Annotated in this window: 1 protein-coding gene; it reads left to right on the top strand. The window is 43.9% G+C overall.

Annotated elements, in window-relative coordinates; translation table 11 throughout:
- Positions 1-932: phage portal protein (locus KCG35_RS25670; RefSeq protein ID WP_215822699.1), on the top strand; the 932-nt coding region annotated here is incomplete at both ends.

Below are 932 nucleotides of genomic sequence, written 5' to 3' on the forward strand. Positions count from 1 at the left end.
ACGTTTTACCGATTGGGCAGAAGATCCGGATTGCTGGATTGATGCGGAAGAAAAAAGAACGTTGACCATGATGGCGCGAGAATCGGTACGACACTATGCCAGTCAAGGCGAGATACTTGCTTCTGCAGAATGGCGGCGATCTTTAAATAATAACCGACCACAGACCTGTATTAAATTAATCCACAGTGAGCGATTAACGAATCCCTTTGAACAGGCCGATACTCAACACTTAAGAGCCGGTGTTGAACTCGGTAACAGAGGTCAGGCGGTTGCTTACCATATTCGTTGTGCGCATCCGGGTGATGTCGATTTAGCGTTAGACGCCTATCTCTGGAAACGGGTAAAACGACGCAAGCCATGGGGAAGACTGCAAATACTGCATGTGTTTGAGCCTGAACGCCCGGACCAAACACGGGGCATTAATGTGTTTGTCAGTACGTTACGCAACTTAAAAATGCTGGAGCAATTCCAGGATGCCACCTTACAAAATGCTATCGTGAATGCCATGTATGCGGCTGTGATTCAATCTGAGTTTGACTCACAGACAGTATTACAAGCGTTAGGCGGTGGTGAATCAGAAGCACAGCACATGTTAAAAAACTACCTGACACAAGTGCAAGGCTTTCACCAAAGCTCATCGAATATTCGCTATAACGGCGCTCGTATTCCGCATTTATTTCCTAATGAAAAGCTCGAATTAAAAACTGCTAAATCCAATCCATATTTTGAGAATTTTGAAGACACCTTATTAAGGCATATTGCTGCTAGTTTAAATATCAGTTTTGAACAATTAAGTCGGGATTTTAGTAAAACCAATTATTCCAGTGCCCGGGCCAGTATGCTGGAGAGCTGGAAATTCTTTTTAAGTGTCAGGCATATTATTCCGGCGCGTTTTTGTCAGCAGATTTATGCGCTATGGCTGGAAGAAATGA

The sequence above is a fragment of the Zooshikella harenae genome (genome assembly GCF_018837975.1).
GTDB lineage: Bacteria > Pseudomonadota > Gammaproteobacteria > Pseudomonadales > Zooshikellaceae > Zooshikella > Zooshikella harenae.